Raw genomic sequence first — 20,339 nt, forward strand, 5'->3', positions numbered from 1 at the left:
GTCCTGGTGCAGTCGGCTCATTTATCTGGCGGGCACGCGTCATCCCAGACCTCTGGACGACCTCCGACCTATTATTAATGTGCATCGCAAGCGCCGTCTTACGGTCAGCAGGTCAAAGATGACGGGGCGTTCGCGACACCTGTGGGTGACTCGATGCCTCCCGGCGGAGACCAGTAGCGGAACGGGTGATCCCCCCTTAGAAGACAGGGTGAATCGAAGACGAGCACTCGCCAAGAACGCGCCAGGACGTACTGCAGGATGGCGTGCAAGGCATTTCTGAAGTGAGAGCTGTATAGCGTGCGAGCTGGACATGCGCAGCTTCGGCGGGTTAGCAAGCAGAGCGCTCCTGAACGTCTGGCCAGTCCAACGAGACCTCATCCGCGGCGCTTACCAGGCCCTCGAGATCCTCCACCGACTCCACAAGATCAAAGCCTAACGGAAGATCACCTAACGAAGTGCGGCTGGAGTACTAGTTAGGTGGGGGCGCCTTCGAGGATGCTGTTGGGGGAGGCTGTGGGGATGATCCTGGTCAGGCGCAGGCCGGCGGCGGTGAACAGCTCAGTGAATTCGGCTTCGGTGCGGATGCGGGCCCCCGTGTGCTGCAGCAGCATCAGCACGTCGAAGGTCTTCGCTGGGCTTGGCTCGTTGCCCGCTGGCAGGACCATTTCGACGGCCAGGACCCTGCCGTGGGCGGGTGCGCCCGCCGCGCAGTTGCCCAGGATCGTGGTGGCCTGCTCGTCGCCGAAGGACATGAGGATGCGTTTGACCAGGTAAGCATCGGCGCCTTCGGGCACTGCACGCAGCATGTCGCCGCCGATGACCTCGCAGCGCGGCGCGATCCCCGCCTCGTCGAGCGGGGCGGGGTGAGCGACGACCTGCGGTAGGTCGAGCAGGATGCCGCGCAGCGACGGGTTGGCCTGCAGGATCGCGGCCAGGGTGGAGCCCTGTCCGCCGCCGATGTCAGCGACCACTCGAAACGGGGAGAAGTCGTAGGCCGCCACCACCGCCGCGTTGTGCTGAGCGGACTGTTGACTCATCCAGCGGTGAAACGGTGCCGCGAAGTCCGGGTGTTCGCTCATATAGTCCCATAAGGGTAGGCCGTGCACCCGCGGGAACGCCGGCTCACCGGTCGTGACGGTGTCGCGCAGCGCGCCGAGGACCTCCCACAGCTGGGGAGAGCCGAGGTAGAGTGCCCAATCCCGCACCGAGTCCGGCCCGTCGCTGCGCAGGCACTTTCCGAGCGGCGTGAGCGCGATCCGCCCGTCGGGTTCCTCGCGGAACACCCCGGCCCCGGCGAGCAGCCGCAGCAGTCGCCCCAGGGACTGCTGGTGCGTGCCGGTGGCGGTGGCCAACTCGGCCAACGTCCGGGGCCCGGCAGCCAATCGGTCAGCGATCTTGAGCTCGGCAGCCACACAGAGAGCCCGCATGGTGAACCCGGCGTTGAGCATCTGCAGCATCTGTGACGACCCTGCCACCGGTTGGCCCGGATCACCCGCCATAGCATCGACCGAGCCTCCCCTGAGCGGGATGGTGTTCTCCTCGACTGGACTGCGACCCTAAGCTAGCCCCTGTCGTCATCGCTCGTCTGACCTTTCGAGGTCGGGGTGCGGTTCCCACATAGCGCCGAAGCGCGAGGCCAGCCTCAGGTATGCGGCCGCGGTAGGGGAATCCAGGACGAGCTCCTCGGCGGCGCCGGCCTTGTTGAGCTGCTCGTCGAGGCGTTCGGCATCGTCGGTCCAGGCGAGGTCGAGCAAACCGTGCAGTCTCGCGAAGGAGGCGATGATGTCGGCCGGCGTCGTGCCGGCGACCGCGGCGGGAGGAGCGGCGTCGGAGAAGTCCACAAGCGCTCCGGTGATCTGCCGATCTCCGGTCAGCAGCCCCGCACCCAGCGCTCGGATCGCCTCACCCATGGTCGCGAGATCCGCGGCGTCGAGGTCGACCACGGAAAGCCGGAGATACTCCGCTCGCCACTCAGGGGCGAACAGCCGCGGGGCGGTGCGCTCCTGAGTCGGCTTGAGGACCACCCAGATCCGGTCCAGGGCCTCGAGCCCGAAGCCATCGGCAAGCACCGACGGCAGCTCACTTTCCAGGGTTTCGTCGACGAGCGCGATGAGCATCTCCGTGAGGTCGCTGACGACCTCGATGACCGCGTCACCGAGGTCGGGAACGACCACCCGCCTGGTATTCATCCTGGTCAGAAGCCTAGCGCCGGTCACCGACAATCCTTAGCCTCGTCACCGGCGACGTCGGGGTGGTGAGGCGGTTCGGCGCGCGCAACGACAACAGCTGAGCAAGCACGGGGCAAGTCGGCGGAAAGCGGTGCCGGTGACGGTGGTGTCCCCGACGAGAGGAATCCACCGTGTCCACCACCAGCACCGACGCCCCCGACCTGCTCGGCATCACCCTCGCGCACCGCATGATGCGCACCGACCTGCACCGGCTGACCGACGTCGCCGAGCGCATCGCCTCCGGCGCATGCGGCTGCACCGACCGCAGGGCCGCCGCCATCGCGGCCTGGATCGGGACGCTGTGCGACGAGATCCACCACCACCACACCTCGGAGGACGAGATCGCCTGGCCGGTGATCACCCGCTACGCCTCCGGCTGCGTCGACCTCGCCGTGCTCACCGACGACCACCACGCCCTCGACCCGCTGCTCGACGAGGTGCGCTCCGCCGTCCAGGGCCTGACGTCGGCCCGCGCCGGCGCCCGGGGCCCGGCCGCCGGGGAGCTGGCGGCTCGGCTGGCCCGAGTCCGCGACGAGATCGACGAGCACCTCGACGCGGAGGAGTCCGGTCTGTTCCCGGTCATCGAGCGCTACGTCCCGGCGGCCGAGTGGAAGCGCATCGAGGAGGAGGTGCGGCGCAACGGTCCCGGCGCCCAGTTCGTGCTGCCCCGCATGGCCGATGTCGCGAGCCCCGACGAGTGGGCGCACATGCGGGCCGTGGCCGGTCCGGTACCCGCGGTGCTGGCCCGGCTGATGCGGCCCGGCCACCGGCGCCGGGAACGGCTCGTGTTCGCCTGACGGGCGTCAGGACCGCAGGGCGTCCAGCGCCCGGCGCTCCCAGTGGGGCGCGCCGACCTCGCGGGCGAGCCGGGCGGCGGCGTGCAGGTGTGCCTCCCGCTGCTGGGCCGGCCGGCCCAGCAGCAGCACGAGATCCGCCAGCGCCAGGTCCACCGGGCCGAGGGTGATCGACCCGCTCGACAGCCCGGCGAACGAGCCCGCCCACGGCAGCAGTTCGGCGTGCAGGCGGGTGCCTTCGACACGGTCGGCGAGAGCGACGGCGATCTCCGCCCGCAGCACCGTCCACAGCAACCAGTAGTAGTTGCGCGGCAGCATCACGTCCGGGCGCCACGTCGCCCGGGCCTCGTCGATCCGCCCGGCGGCGATGAGTGCCACCACCACGTAGTCGACCATCGTCAGCGGCAGCCGAGGCATCAGCTCCAGCAGCTCGGGGGCGAAGCGGCCGTGCGGCCCTGTGCATGGCGCACGGCGAACCGGCCGGCCACGCCGATGAGGTCCCCGTTGACCGCGCCCGCCGCGACGAGCTGCTCGCTCAGCGCCGCGTACATGGCCTCGGCGCGGTCGAGGTCGCCGTGCACGAGCGACTGCAGCGCCTGGAAGATGGCGGCCCAGCCCAGTGTCAGGCCCAGCTGGCCGCCTGTGGCCGACGCGATCGCGGCGTCGGCGTGCCGCTGCGCGGTGGCGAGATCGTGGCGCGAGGTGTTGACCATGAACAGCACGTGGTGGCCCTGTGACTCGTAGCCGGCGAGCCCGGCGGTCCGGGCCGTGGTCACGAGCTCGGTGCCGACCGGTTCCATCTCCTGCCACAGGTCCGGGCCCAGCGCCGCGAAGAACCTCGCGTTGAGCGCCGTGCAGCGCAGGTGCGGGTCGTCGAGGCCTGCGGAGAGCGTCATCGCCTCCGCGCTCGCCGACCGCACCCGCTCGTCGTCGTGGCTCTCCAGCTCGAACACCAGCGCGGCCAACAGGCGGCACCGCGTTGCGGCGTCACGGGTGGCGGCCAGGGCGGTCTCCATCAGCTCCACCAGGTCGTGGTCCACGCCCATGTCGGGCCGGATCGTCCACGACACGGGGGCGTCGTAGCTGGTCAGAGCGCTGACCAGCAGTGGCGGCCACTCGCGGGCACGGTCGACGGCCACGCGCCGGGCCCGCACCGCGGCGATGCTCTCGCCCGCGTTGGCCAGCGCCGAGACGTGCGAGCAGCGCAGCGCCATCTCCCGCTGGACGTCCATCCCGGCCGCCACGGCGAGCTCCACGGCCGCGCCCCACAGCCGGGCGGCTTCGCGGCGGGCTCCGAAACGGTCGGCGGCACCGGCGGCCGCGGCGGCGTGCTCGGCCGCCCGCTCGGCGGGGACGGACGGGCCCGCGGCGAGCGCGTGGCGGGCCAGGGCCGCGTGGTCGTCCGGGTGGGTCGCGGCGAGCACGTCCAGCGTCGCCGCGTGCAGCCGCGTGCGACGCAGACGCGGGACGTCGGCGTAGAGCGTGTCGCAGACCAGCGCGTGGGTGAACCGGACGCGGCCGGGCGCCGGCTCGGTCAGCAGTCCACTGAGGACGCCCAGTTCCAGGGCGTCGAGCGTGGCGTCCTCGTCGGCGGTGAGCTGCGCCAGGACGTCGACGTCGACGTCACGGCCCAGCACCGACGCCTGCCGCAGCACCGTCTGGGCGGGCCCCGGGAGGCGGGCGAGCCGTCGGCGGAGCACGTCACGGACTCCCGCGGGCACGGCGTGCCCGGCGGCCGCGACGCCCTCCGCGGCGATCAACCGGGCCAGCTCCCGCACGAACAGCGGATTGCCCCCGGTGCGGTCGGCGACGAGGGCGACGGTGGCAGGGTCCGCGCCGGCGACTCCGTGGCGGGCCAGCAGGGTGCGGACCTCGTCGGGGCCGAGGCCACCCACCTCGATGCGGTCGGCGGTCGGCTCGGCCAGCGCGGCGAGCGCGGCCTGGACGTCGGGCCCGACCTCGGCGGGCCGCAGCGTCGCGACGACCAGCACGGGCGCCCCGGCCAGCCCCGCCACCACCGACCGCAGCAGCTGCAGCGTCTCGCCCTCGGCCCGGTGCAGGTCGTCGAGCACGAGCAGCAGCGGGCCCGAGCGGGCGGCGCCGTGCAGCAGATCGACGACGGCGCGGGCGATCCAGAACGTCTCCTGCGCGGCGGTCGGCCCGGCGCGCAGCGCGGCGAGCCGCTCGTCCATGTCGGCGTCGGTGGGATGCGCGGCGAGGACCTCCTCCACCAGCTCCCGCCACGCCCACGCCGGCGGAGCCCCGTCGACCTCGGGACAGCGGCCGACCGCGGTGGTCCACCCGGCGGCGGCGCGCTCCGCCCGGAACGCGGCGACCAGGGCGGACTTCCCACCGCCCGCGTCCGCCGAGACGAGGACGACCTGGGCCCCCGCGACGGCCCTGTCGGCCGCCCCCCGCAGCCGTCCCAGCTCGGACGTGCGCCCGACGAGGTCCGGTGCGGGCGACCGGACAGCGGGCGGGGCGGGCGCGACGGGCACCGGCCGGGGAAGGACGTGGTCGACGTGCCCGAGGACGTCACGTTCCACCGCGCGCAGTTCCGGGCCGGGATCGACACCGAGCTCGTCGGCCAGCCTCCGGCGGGCGCGGGCGAGCACCGCGAGCGCGTCGGCCTGCCGGCCGGTGCGGTAGAGCGCCAGCGCGAGCAGCCGCACGGCTCCCTCGCGCAGCGGATGGTCGTGCAGCAGCCGTTCCAGATCGGGGACGGCGGCCGCGGGGTCGTCCAGCGCCAGCCGGGCGTCGGCCCATCGCTCCACCGCGACGAGGCGCAGCTCCTCCAACCGGGCCGCCTCGGGCACGGCCCACGGCTCGGCGGCGAACTCCGCGAACGCCGCACCGGACCAGCAGGCGAGCGCGTCGCGCAGATGCTGGGCGGCCACGGCGGGGTCGGCCGAGGCGGCGGCGTCGAGCAGGGCGGTGAACCGGAGGGTGTCGAGCGAGTGCGGGGCCAGCGCGTAGCCGGGCGGAACGCTGAGCAGCACGGTGGCCGGCGCCCGGGGCGGCCGGTGCGGCTCGAGGGCCCGGCGCAGGTGCGAGATGTGCACCTGGAGCGCGCTCAGTGCCCGCGGCGGCGCCTCACCGGGCCACAGATCGTCGACGATCGCGTCCGTGGACACCACGTCACCACCGCCGACGGCGAGCCGGGCCAGCACGGCACGCCGGGTGCGGCCCCCGAGATCGGCCGGCCGGCCGTCGACGTCCGCGCGCAGTGGGCCGAGGACCCGGACACGTACTGCGCTGATCACCGCTGGGGTCATACCGGGAGCAGGGCCTCCACGACGGCCACGCCGTGGGTGCGCAACGCGGCGACGAAGTCCACCAGGTGGCCGGACAACCCGTGCTCCGACCCGATCCGCTCCACCGTCGCCATGCCCCCATGATGCCCCGGAGGTCCCGCCGATCTCCAGACGGAACCGACCCGGACGCGACAAGGGCCGACAGAGGCCGAGCGCGGTCGCCGGTGCGGGCTGTCGGCCGACGCGGTGCCGGCGCTGGAACGGCTGCCCGAACCGCTGCGGTCCTGTGTGCTGACCCCGATCGGCTGGGCCGCCGAGCGGCAACGGATCGACACCGGCGTTCGCGAGTATGTCGGGCGCATCGCGGCCCGGATGAAGGCTCGGAAGAAGCCGGTGAGTCGCAAACTTCTGGCCGGCATCTGCGAAGAGGCCATCACGAAGGTCGCGTTCGAAGCCACCGGCACCCGGCTGGACTACATCAGCATGCAGTTGCTGCGGCGCTGGAGCCGCACCCTCGGTGTCGCCACCTTCAGCTACTACGCGCCCGGCCCATACGCCCTGCGGTGGTTGAGCAAAGTGCTGGAGCAGAAGCCCGACGTCGAGCAGCTCTACCGGGAGGCGGCCGCGGCCGGTGATCCTGTCGCGCTACGGGAGTTGGCCCGGTGGTTGAGCAGGGCGCCGGGGCGTGAGGACGAGGCCGAGCAGGTCTACCGGGAGGCGGCCGAGGCGGGCTATCCGCGCGCGCTGCGGGACCTGGCTGGTTGGCTGAGCCTGAGGCCAGGGCGGGAGGACCACATCGTCGAGCTCTACCGGGAGGCGGCCGCGGCGGGTGATCCTGGAGCGCTGCAGGAGTTGGCCCGGTGGTTGTGCAGGGTGCCGGGGCGGGCGGGCGGGCGAGGTCGAGCGGGTGTACCGGGAGGCGGCCGCCGGGGGCGAGAGCAGTGCGCTCTGGGAGCTGGCTCAGTGGTTACACGAGGTGCCGGGGCGGGAGGCCGATGCTGCGGCGTTGTGGCAGCGTGGCATCGACGCCTTCGGGGACACAGTCGCCGAGTGATCGTTCGGCGTTTCGTAGACGGCTCGGACGCTTGTCTATTACCCGGGATAACGGAAGGAATCCTGGCTGATACGCCTGCGCCGTCGTGTGGGGCTTCACGGACCACCCGCGTGGGCTGGCTCACCCCCGCTGCTGGCCGGCGAGCTGATGGGGCTGGATCCACCGGCCCTACCGCCTTGACGGGCCACCACCTTCGACCGGGCTCACCGTCTAGGTAATCCGCTCTGCACTTGCTCTGGCCTGGAGGCGTGAACGGGTCTCACCGACCTGCCGCTGTCTCCTGCGCTACGCGGCGGGCGATCTGTTCCAGCGCACCGGTCGCTGTCCAACCCAGGGCAACCGGACCCGCAACGAGGGAACGCCCGATGTCGGGAAGCAGCACCGTCACCATGCTGTTCGTCGCGACCGTCAACACGGTCGCCGCGACCAGGACGGCCAGCATCGACCGGGCTTCCAAGTTTTCGGCTGGGGGCTTCCCCTGCTCGCTGGCCCAGCCGCCCATCAGGCCGCCGCGCGCCGGAGAGGCCGGCGGCGCGAGCTTGAAGACCAAGCCCGGCTCGGAGGTTCCGCGACCGCGTGGAGGTGACCGACCTGGCCGCGGGCAAGGCCCGTCACGCTAGCCCGGAACGAGGAACACGCTGGTGGAAGCGTCGCCGCGATCCCATGCGCAGAGTTGGGGGCTCGTCCAGATGAAGCTGCGGTGTCAGGTCGCTGGCCCCAGTTCGTAGTGCACTGATGGTTCACCAGCCGACCATGCCGTGCGCGGCGCGCTGCCGTGCCGAGACTGCCGCCCAGTACGCAGCCTCCGCCTGTCGGCGCGCGAGCTCGGCTCGGTCGGCGTCGGTGAGGGGCTCGGCGGCCTCGAGGGGGGTGTGGAGGTCGCAGAGGAAGATCCGGGCGCGCTGTGGCTTGGGCCCGCGGTAGTGCTTCCTCGCGGCCGCGGTCACCTCGCCCTGGCACGGGCCGGGCGCCCCACTGCCACCGCGCGCGCCGGCGCACCCGGAGTTCCCGGGGTAGAGGATGTCGCCGAGGCGCAGACGGCGGAGCTCGGCGAGACGGGCGTCGCGGTCGTCGGGCATAAGGTCCCCCGCTGGTGTGATCCGGATCGGTCTGCCGCGGGGGAGCGCGACCCCGAGAATCCTAGAGCCACGCCGCGCGTTGCACGCGCGGCGTGAACGACGAACACCCCACCGAGTCGACTGTCCGGTCCCGCATGCTGGCCGCCCCAATCTCTCCCGAGCGCCTCGAGGAGCACTTCCGCGCCGGCCGCGTGTTGCTTGACGGCGAACCCGTGGAGAGCCTCGACGTGCTGGCGCCGCCCCGGGAGTCGGAGTGCGCGCGAACCTCTAGGCGAGGCGGCATCGGCCGAGCCGGTCCGGACCCCTCCCTGAGGCTGACGACACGCCGCCAACTACGAGAAGCCTCCTTCTCACAAGGAACGTCGGTACATCCGCAGGTCATTGCCCCCGGGGAGCTGGGGGTTGGCCGGGTGTGGTCGTCGGGGCGCGTCGCTGTGTGTGGGGATGGGGTCGGGGTGGGTCAGCGGTGTGCCGCTCACCCACCCCGACCCGCTCTACCCGGCGGTGACGGTCAGTCGGCCGAGTGTGGTTGCGTGGTCCGGGTGGTCGGCGGGGACCACCGCGGAGGACAGTGCGGTCCAGCAGGACGGGCAGCTGTACTGGCGGAAGACGACGGGTGCGTCGACGTAGTCCGCCGCGGTGGCGATGATCTGCGGTCCGGCATCGGTGGGCGGGCCGTCGTACACAGCCAGGGCCAGCCGTCGGGCGCCGGTGTCCCCGAGGATCTCGGCACAGTGCACGCAGGCGATCGTGTCGCCGACCTCGACGAGGTTGTCGTCGATCCGCTTGACCGATGCCAGATCAGCCTTGCCCCGGGTCTCACCGTTGACCCGGGAGCGGTCCCGGCGCACGTCACGCAGCCGGGCGCGCTCGGCCGCGGTCGCCGCGGCGTCGACGGAGCCGTCCCGCAGGGCCACTCCGTACACGCCGGTCGCAGCGTCGGCGGTGATCTTCTGTTCGCGCACGTCCTGGGCGACGGCCTCGGGGGCGCGGGTGAGCGGGTCGCCGTAGCCCCCGCCGCCCTGCCAGGTCATCGCGAAGACCTCACCGGGGGCCAGGTAGCTGGAGGCGTAGTTCTGCCCGGGCTCCAGGGTGTCGCCGACCTCCTCCAGGGAGGAGGGCATCCGGCCCGACGCGAGGATCTCGGCGACCCGGCTCTGCCGCGCGACGACGTCCAGCCCGCTGTTGCCGGGGTGCCCGCCGGACAGGCCGGCGTTCTGCGCCACGGCCTTGCCTGCCGAGGCCAGGACCAGCCCCATGGGCAGGCTGGTGCCGTGCGGGGTGATCGCCAGCGACGCACCCAGCCCGCCGCGCTGCCGTCCGGGTCCGCCCGAGTCGGGAACCTCGCGCCGCCAAAGGGTCAGCACGGGGTAGAGGAACTCGGTCATCTCGACGTCGGGCACCCGGCCCATGGGGATGCAGAACAGCCCGCCGGTGTCCACGCCGTCGGCGTGTGGCCGGGCGCCGTACCCGCCCGCCATCGGCTCCATCATGATCGACAGGAACGGGGCGGGGTGCTCGCCGCGCTCGTCCAGCCCGGCGATCACGGCGGTGTCCCACGTGCCGCAGCAGGTGGCCTGGACGTTCTTGCCCAGCTCCAGGTCCCGGTCGAGCATCTGCGACAGGCACTCGGCGATCAGGCTGCCGGTCAGCCAAGCCGGACCGATCGGGCCGCGGCCGACGGCGGCGGGGAAGGTCGCGTTGTTGAGCGTGCCTTCCTCGGTGACCAGGTCGAAGCAGCGCATCAGCCCGCCTGCGGACCACGGGATGTCGTTGGCCAGGATCGGCAGCAGCGCGAGCATGACGCCGCCCCGCAGGCCGGCGTAGGTGCAGTTGATGACGCCGGCCTGCGGGTCGGTGCCGGTGAAGTCGAAGGTCAGCCGGTCACCGGTCTTCGTGGTCCGGACGGTGATCTTGTGCAGGTCCCGGTCGCCCTCGTGCGACTGGTCCTGGTAGCCGGTGGCGGTCCAGCTGCCGTCCGGCAGGGCGGCGAGCTTGCTGCGCAGCCGATGTTCGGCGTCGGACATCATCCGCTTCATCACGGCCTTGACCGTGTCCGCGCCGTACTGGTCGATGAGCGCGTGTAGGCGCTCGCCGCCGACGTTGTTCGCGCCGATCTTGGCGCGCAGGTCCAGCCCGACGAGCATCGGGACGCGGGACCGGCGCACCCAGACGTCGGCGACGTCGCGCTGCAGCTGCCCACCACGCACGACCTTGATCGGCGGGGTGGGCAGGGACTCGGAGAAGACGTCCTGTGCGGCGGGGAGAAGGAGCCGAGCCCGACGCCGCCGAGGTCCGGCTGGTGGGCGATCGCGCTGGTCCAGGCGAAGAGCTTGCCGTCGTGGAAGACGGGCTGGTAGACCATCACGTCGTTTTGGTGCAGCCCGCCGCCGACCCAGGGGTCGTTGCACAGGAACATGTCGCCGGCCTCGATGCCGGGGTTCTCGGCGCGGTTGCGCAGCGTCCAGTAGATCGCGAGGTCCACGGCGCCGACGAGCATGGTGTTGTAGAGGCCGACCTGGACCTCCTGGCCGAGCTCGTCGGAGATGGCGAAGTCGAAGTCGTTGGCGTCGGTGACGATCGGCGAGCCGGACATGCGCTTGAGCGCCTCGCCCATCTCGTCGGTGACCGACCAGAGCCGGTGGCGGATGACCTCGTAGGTGAGCGGGTCCAGGGCGTCGATCTGCTCCTGGGTGACCGTGTGGATCTCGAGCGACGAGGGCAGCGAGCGGGCCAGCTCGTCCGGGTCGACGGGGCGGCTGGAGAAGGCCTCCGAGCCGGGGATCGGCATGGTCATGCGGTTCTCCGGATGGTGAGGTTGCCGAGGTGGTCAATGGTGCCGGTCGTCCCGCCGGGGATGACGACGGTGGTGGTCGGCACCTCGACGATCGCCGGACCGGTCAGCACGTGGCCCGCCCGGAGCTCGCGGTAGTCGTAGACCGGGGTGTCGACGTAGCCGCGCCGGGCGTCGAGCTGGACCGGTCGGGTCGTGAACGGCTCGGCCGGGCCGGTGGCCTCGGGGACCTCCGGGAAGCTCCGGGCTGAAAGGCAGCACGCCGATTCCGCGGACGCGGAAGGTGATGGCCTGGATTCCGGCCTCGCGGAAGCCCGCGTCCTTGCCGAACAGCTCGGCGTAGCGCTTCTCGAACGCCGCCGCCGCGGCCTCGACTGCCGCCATATCCAGCGAGCCGCCCTGCACCGGGGCGGTGACCTCGGCGAGCTGCATGGTGTATCGCATGTCGATCTCGCGGTGCAGCTCGACGGTCTCGAACCGCACGCCCTGCCGGTCGAGCCCCTCGAGGACTCGCTTCTCCAGGTCGGCGAAGTTGCGCCCCGCGCGGGCCGGGTCGAACGGCACGACCGTGGGGTCGGACAGCTCGGCCGCCAGCACGATGTCCGACGACGCCAGCCCGAAGGCCGAGAACGCCGACGCCACGGGACCCAGCGGGACCAAGACCTCGTCGCAGCCCACCTCGGCGGCGTAGCCGGCGCAGTGCGCGGGGCCCGCCCCGCCGAAGGCGTAGAGCACGAAGTTGCGCGGGTCATGCCCGGCCTCGACGACGGTCTTGCGCAGCAGATCGCCGGTCTGCGCGTTCTGCACGGTGTAGATCGCCGCCGCGGCCTCCTCGACCGACAGCCCGAGCGGCTTGGCAATCTGGGTGTCGATGGCCTGGCGGGCCAGCTCGAGCGAGAGCGGTTTGCGCCCACCGAGCAGCCCCTTCTCGGGCAGGATGCCGAGCACCAGGTTGGCGTCGGTGTTGGTGGGCTCGGTGCCGCCGTTGCCGTAGCAGGCGGGGCCGGGCACGGCCTGCGCACTGCGCGGGCCGATCCGCAGGTTGCCGCCCGCGTCGAGCCAGGCGATCGCGCCGCCGCCGGAGCCGATCGCGTCGACGCGCAGCGTGGGGACGTTGATCGGGTGGTGGTTGATCACCGTGGTGGTGTCGCGGACGGGTTCGCCGTCGACGACCAGGCCGGCCAGGAAGGTGGTGCCGCCGACGTCCGTAGAGATGATGTTGCGGTGGCCGAGCTGGCGGCCCAAGGCCACCGATCCCACGACGCCGCCGGTGAGGACGGACCCGACGGTGCTGATCGCGGCCGCCGGCGCCTCCTTGGCGGCCACGGCGCCGCCGTTGGACTGCATGACGAGCAGCGGGCCACGCAACCCGTTGTCCCGCAGCGAGGTCTCGAGGGTGCCGAGGTAGTCCCGTAAGCCGGGCCCGATCTGGGTGCTCATGATCGTGGTGGCGTTACGGGCGAACTCGCGGATGCGTGGGCTGACCTCGGAGGACAGTGCGACGAAGAGGTTCGGGTCCTCTTCGGCGATCAGCTCGCGCAGCCGGTGCTCGTGCACCGGGTTGCGGAAGGACCACAGCAGCGAGACGGCGATGGCGGCGACGCCGTCCGCGATCAGGGAGCGGATCGCGGCGCGGGCCTCCTCCTCGTCCAGCCCGACGACCACGGTGCCGTCCCGGTCGACCCGCTCGGTGACCTCGAGCGCGTGCCGCTTGGGCAGCAGCGCGTGGTCCTTGTTCTGCCCGAGCACGTGCTGCAGCTCGTGCGGCGAGCGGCCCAGGTAGCGGCCCTCGACGTTCATGATGAAGATCGAGTCGCGGTGGCCCTTGGTGGTGAGGAATCCGACCGGTGGCACGTTGCCCATGACCAGCGCGTTGAGCGACGAGGTCGTGCCGTGCGCGATGTGGTGGGTCTCCGCCAGCATCTCCGGCAGGGTCTTCCCGAGCTGCTCGGCCAATAGGGCGAGGACGTCGAGCACGCCCCGCGAGTAGTCCGGCGGGGTGGACGGGGACTTCGCGGCGAGCACGGTCCCGGCGTCGTCGTCGAGCACGGCGTCGGTGAACGTGCCGCCCACGTCCACGCCGATGACATAGGCCATGGCTGGCGCTCCTTCGCGCAGTGAGGTGACTGACGGTTGCGTAGACTATTCAACAGCTACGACAGGGTCAACTTTGACTTTTGGGCTGCGGTGCCGTCGAATAGTCGACGCAACAGTCAATTGACGCCATCGGAGGTCCGGTGATGCAGCCACGACGAGTCGCGGTGCTGGGCGGGGGCCCGGGCGGGCTCTACGTCGCGCGCCTGCTGAAGCTCGCGTACCCCGCGTGCGAGGTCCGCGTGTACGAGCAGGGGGATCCGGACACGACGTTCGGGTTCGGGGTCGGGCTCGCCGCCGGCACGCAGCGCAAGCTCGAGGCCGCGGATCCCGACACGCTGCGCGAGCTGGTCGCGGGCGGCCTGCGGCACGACATGACGATGCAGGTCGGGGGACACGTCGCCCGGGTGCGTAACGACCGGCTGATCGGCATCGCCCGCACCGAGCTCCTCGCCGTGCTGCAACGGCACGCCGAGAAGGCCGGCGTCGAGCTCGAGTTCGGCGGCCGACGCAGGGCCGAGGAGCTCGACGCGGACGTTATTGTCGCCGCGGATGGCGTGTCGAGCGCGACCCGCGAGAACGGCGCGTTCGGCGGGCAGGTCGAGGTCGGCAAGGGCCTCTACCTGTGGTGCGGTACCGAGTTCGCGCTCGACGCCGCGGTGTTCGCGCCGGTCGAGACCGAGCACGGGGTCTTCGTCACGCACGCCTATCCCTACTCGGGCGGCCGCTCGACCTTCTTGATCGAGACCGACGAGGAGACCTGGCGTCGCGTGGGGTTCGACGTCACCACTGCGGCGTTGGAGTCCGACGGCACGCCGTTCGACGCCTCCGACGAGACCTCCCTGCGGTACCTGGAGCAGGTCTTCGCCGAGCAGCTGCGCGGCCGTCCGCTGATCGGGAACCGGACGCGCTGGCTGCGCTTTCGCACCGTCCGCTGCGACCGCTGGGCGCAGGGGAACACGGTGCTGTTGGGCGACGCCGCGCACACCGCCCACTTCTCCATCGGCTCCGGCACCAAGCTGGCGATGGAGGACGCGATCGCGCTGGTCGAGGCGCTGCGGGAGGCCCCGGACGTCGCTACCGCGTTCACCCGGTACGAGGAGGTCCGACGCCCCGCGGTCGAGCGGCTGCAGGAGCTGGCCCGGCGCAGTCAGCTGTGGTGGGAGTCGTTCCCGTCGCGCACCCGGCTGCCGGTGGAGCGCCTGATGGTGGCGTACATGTCCCGGGCGGGGAACGTCCCGCTGGACCGGTTCGCCCAGACTAGCCCTGACATCGTCGACGCGGCCCTGCGCCAGTACGGCAGCGGGCAGCCCACGGCGGGCGAGCTCGTGGACTGGGTGCTCGACCGGCCGCTCACCCACGGGGACCGGTCGTTCTCGAACCGCACCGCCGTCCCCGAGCTGCAGCGGCTGGTTGCCGACCTCGGCGACCCCTGGTCGCCGGAAGGGGACGCGCTGGTCGCGCGGGCCCGCGGAACGGACGGCGTGCTGATTACCGGGTCCGCGGCCCGCCCGGCTCTGCTCACCCGGCTCGACCTGGCCGAACGGATCCGGCTGGAGACCGGCGCGTTGACCGCGGTGCAGGGACCGGCCGCGCTGCGCGACGATCTCGCCGCCGGGTTGGTCAGCGGCCGCACCGATCTGGTGGCGCTCACCGAGGAGATCGCATGACACTCGTCCCGTACCCCGAGGCAGCCGTCCGCCGATACCGCGAGGCGGGCCTGTGGGGTACCGCCACGATCGCCACCGAGTTCCACCGGATCGCGCGCGCCCACCCGGACCGGGACGCCGTCGTCGCGCTGGAGGGGCGGCTCACCTTCGCCGAGCTCGACCAGCGGACCGACCTCCTCGCCGCGGGGCTGGCCGGGTTGGGGTTGCGGCCCGGTGATCCGGTGCTGTTCCAGCTCGCCAACCGGCTCGAGGCCGTGGTCGCCTGGTACGGCGTGCTCAAGGCCGGGCTGATCCCCGTGGCCACGCTCGCCGCGCACCGCGGACACGAGATCGGCGAGATCAGCCGCCGCGTCGGCGCGGTCGCCCACCTGATCGAAGCGGAAGGGCGCGGCTTCGACCTCGTCGGGTTCGCCCAGGAGCAGCGGCGCGACCACCCGACGCTCCGGCACGTGCTCGTCCTGGGCGACGACCCGCGCGGCGTGCCGATCGCCGCACTCGGTCGGGACAAGGACCCCGCCGACGCCCGCGCCCTGGTCGAGAAGATCCAGAGGGACATCGACCCCGATGCCGTGGCCGTCTACCAGCTCTCGGGCGGCACCACCGGCGTGCCCAAGGTGATCCCTCGTCTGCACGCCGAGTACTGGTACAACGCCGCCGAGTACGCCCGGTCCTGGGGCTGGACCTGCGAGACCCGGGTCGCGCATCTGATCCCGATCATCCACAACGCCGGCATCGTCTGTGCGGTCCACGGTCCGCACAGTGTCGGCGCCTGCCTCGTCCTCGGCACCCCCGACCTCGACGAGTCGCTCCCGCTGATGGCCCGCGAGGGCGCCACCCACGTCCTGCTCGGGCACGGCCATTACCGCGCCGTCGATCATCCCGACTTCGACGCCGCCGCCAAGGCGCTGACCCAGCTCGTCCTGTCCGGCAGCAAGGTCCCGCCCGCGCTGTTCGACGCTCTGGAGGCCCGGGGGCTCTGGTCGGGGCAGCTGTTCGGGATGGGCGAGGGGCTGTTCCTGACGACCCGGCCCGGCGCGCCGCGGGAGGCGCGACTGACGACGGTGGGGACCCCGCTGTCCGTGCTTGACGAGGTGCGGATCCTGGATCCCGGTTCCGAGGCCGACGTCGCCGAGGGGGAGGTCGGCGAGCTGTGCGCGCGCGGTCCGTACACGCTGCCCGGCTACTTCGACGCACCCGAGCACAACGCCCGTGCCTTCACCTCCGACGGCTTCTACCGCACCGGCGACCTGGCCGCGTTCGTGACGATCGAGGGCGAGCGGTACGTCTCCATCGAGGGCCGGCTCAAGGACCTGATCAACCGCGGCGGCGAGAAGATCAACGCCGAGGAAGTGGAGCTGCTCCTGCTCCGTCACCCGCGGATCACGGCGGTCGCCGTCGTGCCGATGCCGGACCCGCGGCTCGGCGAACGGACCTGCGCCTACGTGGTGGTGGAGGGCGCGGAGCTGACCTTGTTCGAGGTGCGGGAGCACTTCGCCGCCCTCGAGGTCGCCAAGTTCAAGTGGCCCGAACGCATCGAACACCTCCCCGAGATCCCCCGCACCCTCGTCGGCAAGACGGACAAGAAGCGCCTGGCCGCCGACATCGCCCAGAAAGTGAGTACCGCCCAGTGACACACCGGATCGGGCTGGTCGTCCCCAGCTCCAATGTGACGGTCGAGACCGAGATCCCGGCCCTGCTCGGCCGCCACGCCGAGAGCTTCTCCTTCCACTCCAGCCGGATGCGGATGCACCAGGTGTCGCCGGAGGAGCTCAAGGCGATGAACGCCCAGCGCGAGCGCTGCGTCGACGAGCTGGCCGACGCCCACGTCGACGCCCTGCTCTACGCCTGCCTCGTCGCGCTGATGGCCCAGGGGCCCGGCGAGCACCAACGTGTGGAGAAGGCCGTCCGCGTCCAGCTCCCGGACACCCCGATCCTCTCCAGCGCCGGCGCCCTGGTCGACGGGCTCAATGCGCTCGGCGCCCGCCGGATCGGGCTGGTCACGCCCTACATGCGACCCCTCGCAGAGCAGGTCGTGGCTTACCTGGAGGCCGAGGGGTTCACCGTCGTCGACTGGGCAGCGCTCGAGGTCGGGGACAACACCGAGGTCGGGTGCATCCCCGGGGACCGGGTCATGGAGGCCGCCCGGGGCCTCGACCTGACCGGCGCGGACGCCCTGGTCATCTCCGCCTGCGTGCAGATGCCCTCGCTCAACCTCGTCGCCCCGGCCGAGGAGGAGTTCGGGCTGCCGGTGCTCTCTGCCGCCACGGCGGGGGCGTACGCGCTGCTCACCGGCCTCGGCCTCGACCCGGTGCTGCCCGGCGCGGGACGGCTGCTCGCGGGGAGCCGGTGACACCGGCCCCTACCATCAGCACATGAGCGGCAACGGGACCGGGCGCAAGCGCGGCGGGGCGAGCACGGCCCGCCGGGAGCTGGTGGAGAACGAACTCTACGAGCACGCGACACGGCTGTTCGCCGAGCGTGGCTTCGCCGGCACCAGCCTGCAGGACATCGCCGACGCCCTGGGCATCACCCGGCCTGCCCTCTACTACTACGTCAAGAGCAAGGACGAGCTGCTGGCCAAGCTGGTCACCGAGGTAACCAGCGGGCCGCTCGACGAGCTCACCGCGCTGGTGGCGCGCGGGCTCGGCCCCATCGCGACGCTGCGCGGGATCGTCGAGGTTCTCGTGCGCCGTCGGGCCACCCAGCCCGAGCGGTTCCGGCTGCTCATCCGCTCCGAGGCCGAGCTGCCCGCGGAGCTGACGGCGGCCTATGACGAGGGCCGCCGCGCGGTACTGAAGACCATCGCCGGCGTGATCGACGACGGCGTGCGCGCCGGCGTGTTCCGGCCGGTCGACGCCCGGGTCGCGGCCCTCGGCGTGCTCGGCATGTGCAACTGGGTGGCCTGGTGGTTCCACCCGGGTGGCCGCTACAGCGCCGAAGGCGTGATTGAGCAGCTCGCCGACATGGCCGTCGCCGCCCTGCAGCGCCCCGAGCACCAGGTTCCCGGCGGTGAGGGCCCCGCCGCGGCGATCAAGCTCCTGCGGCAGGACCTCGACCACCTCGAGCGCACCCTCGACCTCTGACGACTCGCGCCGACGGGTCCGGGACCTCGTGCGCGCGGCATATCGTCTGTAGCGTCAAACTATGGACTCAAGCGTCAATCACGGCGTAGGGTCGTGGGTGAGCACCGCAAGACCGTCACGGAGGTACTGATGACAGAGCTGGACCACCGGGTACGGGGGGTCGACCACGTCGCGTTCCCCACCTTCGACCCCGCGGCCACGGTGCGCTTCTACCGGGACGTCCTCGGCTTCCCGGTGGTGCACTCGATCTGCGCCGCGGGCTGGGGGCCGGAGGACCACCCGGACTTCATCCACTTCTTCTTCGACATCGGCAACGACGACCGGATCGCCTTCTTTTACTACTTCGGCACCGACACCTCGCTCGGCGGACCCGAAGGGGCGAAGGGGGACGTCTACGGCCGCTTCGGCGCCGACGTGCCCGAGTACTTCGTCCGGTCCCGGCACCTCGCCATCCACGTGGAGAACGAGGAGGACCTGCTGGAGTACCGCCGCCGGCTCGACGCCAGCGACTGGCCGGTGGAGATGCAGATCCAGCACGAGACGATCGAGTCGATCTACACCCACGACCCGAACGGCTACTTCTTCGAGATCACCCGCGCGATGCGGCCGGTCACGTCGCAGGAGGACCTCGACGCGAACCTCACGATCGACGCCCTGCTGGACGTCGTCGCGCAGCCGGAGCCGAGCTTCGGGAAGTTGTTGGCGCGCAAGGCCGAGCTGATCGTCGAGCGGCTCGGGGGACGGCAGCCTGCGGAGCAGGCGGGGTGGGTAAGTACAGCGGACTGGGAGCCGGCCCGGTGACGACCCTCTACGTGCTAGACGTCCCGGAGAACACCGCCGTCGCGAAGGTCGCCGCCGAGGACCCGTCCGTGACCGTCGGCCAGATCGGTCCGTACTTCGTGATCACCGCCGACGGTCCGATCGTGATCGACCGCCGCGCGGCGGGCTGCCGGCACGCGGTCTGGTACTCGTGCGTCGCGGGGGTGGCCCGGGACGGCCGGATCACCCAGCACGACAAGGACGCGCTGCGGGTGGAGCCGGCATGACCGGGCGCTTGGGGGCGGGCCGCTACCTCGCGGCGGAGGAGCGGCCCACCTCGACGGTCACGTCCGTCCACGAGCTGACCACGTCGGACGGGGCGACCGTCCGCGGTGTGCTGGCCACCGTGCCCGGCGCGCGGACCGTGGTGTGCCTGATGCACCCGCGCCAGGACGTCACGCACCATCCGCTCGTCCCGCTGCTGCTGCAGTCCGGGGTCGCGGTGTGGACCCAACACACCCGGTCGGTGAACAACGACCTGACCCTGGTCCACGAGCAGGCCCTGCTCGACGTCGCCGCCGGGCAGGTCTTCCTGCGCGACACCGGCTTCGAGCACGTGGTCGTGCTCGGGCACTCCGGTGGCGGCACCCTGTTCGCCTACTACCTCGAGCAGGCGGCGCTCGCCCCCGGGGCCCGGATCGCCACTACCCCCGGCGGTCGGCTGACGAAGTTGGCCGACGCCGCCATGCCCTTGGCCGACGGCGCGATCTTCCTCGCCCCGCACCCCGGCCAGGGCAAGCTGCTGCTGGCTTGCATCGATCCCTCGGTCGCCGACGAGACGGACCCCCTGGCGGTCGTGCCCGAGATGGACCCGTGGAACCCGGCGAACGGGTTCGCGGAGCCGCCGCAGAGCTCCTCGTACACACCGGAGTTCCTGGCGCGCTACCGTGCCGCGCAGCGCGACCGGGTCGCCCGGATCGACGCGGTCGCGCGGCAGGCGCTGGCGCGCACCGCCGAGGCCCGCGCGGCGTTCAAGGAGTCCGGTGCGGCCGCCGACCGACGACGGTCGCTGGCGCCGACGATCATGACGATCTTCCGCACGGACGCCGACCCGCGGAACGTCGATCTCTCGCTCGACCCGAGCGAGCGGCCGTACGGCTCCCTGTTCGGCAAGCGCCCAGACCTGATCGACTACGGTCAGGTCGGGTTCGGGCGGCTCACCACCCCCGAGGCGTGGCTCTCCACCTGGTCCGGGCTCAGCTCGAAGGCGGACTTCGTCCGCTGCGCCCCCGGCGTCACCGCGCCGACGCTGTTCGTCGAGCTGACCGGCGACCAGGCTGCGTTCCCCGCCGACAGCCGCCGCATGATTACCGCCCTCGGGGCCGGCGACCTCACCGTCGCCACCGTCCGCGGCCTGCACTTCGGCGGCGCCATCGCCGAGGGCGAGCCCACGGGTAACCAACTTGCCGCCGAGGAGATCCGCGGCTGGCTGGACAAGCGCTTCCCCCTCGCACCGCCGATCTGAGCGGC

At 72.0% G+C, this 20,339-nt stretch carries 14 protein-coding genes and 2 pseudogenes; 8 read left to right on the plus strand and 8 right to left on the minus strand.

Features of this window, described 5'->3' with window-relative positions; translation table 11 throughout:
- Positions 1-473 precede the first annotated feature (473 nt).
- Together WBK50_RS08320 and WBK50_RS08325 are read right to left on the minus strand one after the other, a co-directional pair.
- Positions 474-1,457: a methyltransferase gene (locus WBK50_RS08320; protein ID WP_341335030.1), complete on the minus strand. Its 984-nt coding sequence runs from the start codon at positions 1,455-1,457 to the stop codon at positions 474-476.
- Positions 1,458-1,574: 117 nt separating this feature from the next.
- A complete protein-coding gene (locus WBK50_RS08325; RefSeq protein WP_341335031.1) occupies positions 1,575-2,222 on the minus strand; it encodes a hypothetical protein in 648 nt (215 codons plus the stop codon).
- A gap of 137 nt (positions 2,223-2,359) precedes the next feature.
- Between WBK50_RS08325 and WBK50_RS08330 the strand changes: the two genes are divergently transcribed.
- Complete coding sequence (locus tag WBK50_RS08330) at positions 2,360-3,025, plus strand: hemerythrin domain-containing protein (RefSeq protein WP_341335032.1); 666 nt, start codon at positions 2,360-2,362, stop codon at positions 3,023-3,025.
- A gap of 6 nt (positions 3,026-3,031) precedes the next feature.
- Here the strand turns inward: WBK50_RS08330 and WBK50_RS08335 are convergent, their stop codons facing one another.
- The 6 genes and pseudogenes from WBK50_RS08335 to WBK50_RS08370 all read right to left on the minus strand — a co-directional run bounded on the left by WBK50_RS08335 (position 3,032) and on the right by WBK50_RS08370 (position 13,300).
- Positions 3,032-3,439: a hypothetical protein gene (locus WBK50_RS08335; protein WP_341335033.1), complete on the minus strand. Its 408-nt coding sequence runs from the start codon at positions 3,437-3,439 to the stop codon at positions 3,032-3,034.
- Positions 3,439-6,285 (minus strand): BTAD domain-containing putative transcriptional regulator, encoded by a 2,847-nt coding sequence (locus tag WBK50_RS08340; protein WP_341335034.1) that lies wholly within the window; start codon positions 6,283-6,285, stop codon positions 3,439-3,441. The genes WBK50_RS08335 and WBK50_RS08340 overlap by 1 nt, the downstream gene beginning before the upstream one ends.
- Positions 6,286-7,589: 1,304 nt before the next feature.
- Positions 7,590-7,880: a hypothetical protein gene (locus WBK50_RS08345; protein ID WP_341335035.1), complete on the minus strand. Its 291-nt coding sequence runs from the start codon at positions 7,878-7,880 to the stop codon at positions 7,590-7,592.
- 190 nt (positions 7,881-8,070) lie between these two features.
- Complete coding sequence (locus tag WBK50_RS08350; RefSeq protein ID WP_341335036.1) at positions 8,071-8,409, minus strand: hypothetical protein; 339 nt, start codon at positions 8,407-8,409, stop codon at positions 8,071-8,073.
- A gap of 494 nt (positions 8,410-8,903) precedes the next feature.
- Positions 8,904-11,206, minus strand: a pseudogene (locus WBK50_RS08355) (hydantoinase B/oxoprolinase family protein).
- Positions 11,203-13,300 (minus strand): annotated as a pseudogene (locus WBK50_RS08370) (hydantoinase/oxoprolinase family protein). Before WBK50_RS08370 ends, WBK50_RS08355 begins: the two co-directional pseudogenes overlap by 4 nt.
- Before the next feature lie 143 nt (positions 13,301-13,443).
- Between WBK50_RS08370 and WBK50_RS08375 the strand changes: the two are divergent.
- The 7 genes from WBK50_RS08375 to WBK50_RS08405 all read left to right on the plus strand — a co-directional run bounded on the left by WBK50_RS08375 (position 13,444) and on the right by WBK50_RS08405 (position 20,334).
- Positions 13,444-14,967, plus strand: coding sequence for an FAD-dependent monooxygenase (locus tag WBK50_RS08375; protein WP_341335039.1), 1,524 nt, complete (start codon positions 13,444-13,446; stop codon positions 14,965-14,967).
- On the plus strand, positions 14,964-16,598 hold the full coding sequence (locus WBK50_RS08380; protein ID WP_341335040.1) for a (2,3-dihydroxybenzoyl)adenylate synthase: 1,635 nt from the start codon (positions 14,964-14,966) through the stop codon (positions 16,596-16,598). Before WBK50_RS08375 ends, WBK50_RS08380 begins: the two co-directional genes overlap by 4 nt.
- Positions 16,595-17,317: a maleate cis-trans isomerase family protein gene (locus tag WBK50_RS08385; RefSeq protein WP_341335041.1), complete on the plus strand. Its 723-nt coding sequence runs from the start codon at positions 16,595-16,597 to the stop codon at positions 17,315-17,317. The genes WBK50_RS08380 and WBK50_RS08385 overlap by 4 nt, the downstream gene beginning before the upstream one ends.
- 22 nt (positions 17,318-17,339) lie before the next feature.
- Positions 17,340-18,050 (plus strand): TetR/AcrR family transcriptional regulator, encoded by a 711-nt coding sequence (locus WBK50_RS08390; protein WP_341335042.1) that lies wholly within the window; start codon positions 17,340-17,342, stop codon positions 18,048-18,050.
- A 129-nt stretch (positions 18,051-18,179) separates the two neighbouring features.
- On the plus strand, positions 18,180-18,851 hold the full coding sequence (locus tag WBK50_RS08395) for a VOC family protein (RefSeq protein ID WP_341335043.1): 672 nt from the start codon (positions 18,180-18,182) through the stop codon (positions 18,849-18,851).
- Complete coding sequence (locus tag WBK50_RS08400) at positions 18,848-19,096, plus strand: hypothetical protein (protein ID WP_341335044.1); 249 nt, start codon at positions 18,848-18,850, stop codon at positions 19,094-19,096. Before WBK50_RS08395 ends, WBK50_RS08400 begins: the two co-directional genes overlap by 4 nt.
- Positions 19,093-20,334: an alpha/beta hydrolase gene (locus tag WBK50_RS08405; protein WP_341335045.1), complete on the plus strand. Its 1,242-nt coding sequence runs from the start codon at positions 19,093-19,095 to the stop codon at positions 20,332-20,334. The genes WBK50_RS08400 and WBK50_RS08405 overlap by 4 nt, the downstream gene beginning before the upstream one ends.
- The last annotated feature ends 5 nt before the right edge of the window (positions 20,335-20,339 follow it).

Source organism: Pseudonocardia sp. T1-2H (assembly GCF_038039215.1).
Taxonomy (GTDB): domain Bacteria; phylum Actinomycetota; class Actinomycetes; order Mycobacteriales; family Pseudonocardiaceae; genus Pseudonocardia.

Excerpts from the sequence above, each read along its gene's own strand:
- WBK50_RS08320 (WP_341335030.1), bottom strand. The coding sequence starts at position 1,457 with ATGCTGCAGATGCTCAACGCCGGGTTCACCATGCGGGCTCTCTGTGTG.
- WBK50_RS08335 (WP_341335033.1), bottom strand. The coding sequence starts at position 3,439 with ATGCCTCGGCTGCCGCTGACGATGGTCGACTACGTGGTGGTGGCACTC.
- WBK50_RS08350 (WP_341335036.1), bottom strand. The coding sequence starts at position 8,409 with ATGCCCGACGACCGCGACGCCCGTCTCGCCGAGCTCCGCCGTCTGCGC.
- WBK50_RS08375 (WP_341335039.1), top strand. The coding sequence starts at position 13,444 with ATGCAGCCACGACGAGTCGCGGTGCTGGGCGGGGGCCCGGGCGGGCTC.
- WBK50_RS08380 (WP_341335040.1), top strand. The coding sequence starts at position 14,964 with ATGACACTCGTCCCGTACCCCGAGGCAGCCGTCCGCCGATACCGCGAG.
- WBK50_RS08390 (WP_341335042.1), top strand. The coding sequence starts at position 17,340 with ATGAGCGGCAACGGGACCGGGCGCAAGCGCGGCGGGGCGAGCACGGCC.
- WBK50_RS08395 (WP_341335043.1), top strand. The coding sequence starts at position 18,180 with ATGACAGAGCTGGACCACCGGGTACGGGGGGTCGACCACGTCGCGTTC.
- WBK50_RS08405 (WP_341335045.1), top strand. The coding sequence starts at position 19,093 with ATGACCGGGCGCTTGGGGGCGGGCCGCTACCTCGCGGCGGAGGAGCGG.